Below are 1,628 nucleotides of genomic sequence, written 5' to 3'. Positions count from 1 at the left end.
CTGGAGCAGGTTGCCCGCATGTGCCGCGCCTCCGCTCAGCATCCGTTAGACCCCCAGGGTTGGATATCGGCATACCAATCCACTGCAGTGCTGGTAGAAGACCCGGCGGTGGTCTCAGCGGACGCGCTGCACCTCGCACTTTCTGCCGTCAACGACATCGCGCTGGAAGCGACGGACACTTCGCACCCCGATTTCTCTGTCGCCGTCACGCTGGCATTCGAGGCACTGACATCGGCAGTGGACGTCGACCGCGAGGTGTCCAAAAGTTGGATTTTGACTGCAATCGGAGAATGGGTTACGAGGACAGAGTCAGCTCAGGCGGGCCTCCGATCGGCACAATCGTGCACCAATGCTGACAATAGGCAGATTGCCAACGCCTCCGTTGTTTCTGCAGGATGCAGCGAGAAGCCACTGCTGAAAGTGAGAGGGAATGCGTGAAACCATCGTCCAATCAGAGCCGTTGAGTCCAGGTCATATTCATTCGCCCAGCCCGTCCGACGTCGGGCGCGCGGGCAAAGGAAAGCTACGGCAAAAACGGTCGGAGATTACTCGCGAGAAAATCGTCGACGCTGCTGCCCGCCAATTCGATGCTTGCGGATTCGCCGCGGCAAGCATCAACGCCATCATTGAAAACGGGAACGTCACCAAAGGTGCACTATACTTTCACTTTCCCTCCAAAGAAGAACTGGCACAACAGGTTATCGAACGATGGTCCGCTATGGTGGATGAGGAGTATGCGGCTCTCGGAGAACCTGGCGATGGTTCCCCCTGCCGCCAGTTGGTGCGGTTCTGCAGCGAGGTGGCGCACCGCATCGATGCCGACCCTGGTCTGCGTGCTGGGTTGCTTCTCACTGTAGAACCCTCCCTCGCTGAGGGGAAGAGCGCATACCGGAAGTGGCGTAACAGTATTGATGAATTGGTTGTCCGCTCCATCGAGGCTGGCGAGATAAGGGCCGGCGGCGCAAGCCACCGATTGTCCGATCAGGTGTGCGCGACGTTCATCGGCGGCGCCCAAATCCAGTCGATTGACGTCAGCTCCCCGAATTTGCAAACACGGGTAGCGGACGTGTTTGAAGGACTGCCCGGCAACCCGGACTAGCCGAACTGCATCACCTACGAAAGACGTTCCAATGCAACGTATTTCTAGGGTACGCATCAGGAACTCAAGGAACTGTCGTATCCACGTTCGCACATGAGCAGGATCGAATCCGCGGTCACAATCCGCCTTGCGGAACACCAGGAAGCGTCAGGTATTGAAATGGCACATTCGGACTCGTCAGCATCGTTCCACGACAGGGAAGTCCAAGATCTCGGCTTCGTCGGCCCCGATCGCTACGATTTGGTGCGCATTCTCAGCGGCGGAGGCCCTTCAAGCGATCGCGATTCCTACTTACTCGAGGAATACGAGCGCCGCGACGCTTTAGCCCAGAAGTGGTATTACGAAGATAAGGCTGCGGGCATGAGACGCAATCTCACGGCTCTCGTCGTCCTCGGAGCCTTCCTGATCGTGGCGTCGTTCCTGCTTCCCTATCTCTTCTAAACAGCCGCCCCGCACCCGTGGTGCACGAGGTCATTCAAGGTACAGCCCGTCTCTCGCTGGTCGGGTTCCCCATCGGGACGCCGCACCG

At 58.4% G+C, this 1,628-nt stretch carries 3 protein-coding genes; all 3 read left to right on the top strand.

Going from position 1 to position 1,628, the window contains the following annotated elements; genetic code table 11:
• On the top strand, window positions 1-438 hold a 438-nt coding region (locus ACIQ2D_RS21860), incomplete at its 5' end, for a hypothetical protein (RefSeq protein WP_402867401.1).
• Window positions 431-1,099, top strand: a complete 669-nt coding sequence (locus ACIQ2D_RS21855; RefSeq protein ID WP_050794059.1) for a TetR/AcrR family transcriptional regulator — start codon at window positions 431-433, stop codon at window positions 1,097-1,099. The genes ACIQ2D_RS21860 and ACIQ2D_RS21855, both read left to right, overlap by 8 nt.
• A 159-nt stretch (window positions 1,100-1,258) precedes the next feature.
• A complete protein-coding gene (locus tag ACIQ2D_RS21850) occupies window positions 1,259-1,540 on the top strand; it encodes a hypothetical protein (RefSeq protein WP_003944250.1) in 282 nt (93 codons plus the stop codon).
• Window positions 1,541-1,628: the final 88 nt, after the last annotated feature.

Source organism: Lysinibacillus sp. NPDC097287 (genome assembly GCF_044761695.1).
Taxonomy (GTDB): Bacteria; Bacillota; Bacilli; order Bacillales_A; family Planococcaceae; genus Lysinibacillus.
The sequence above is the reverse complement of the archived record's forward strand: the minus strand, read 5'-3'. Positions and strand labels throughout refer to the sequence as shown.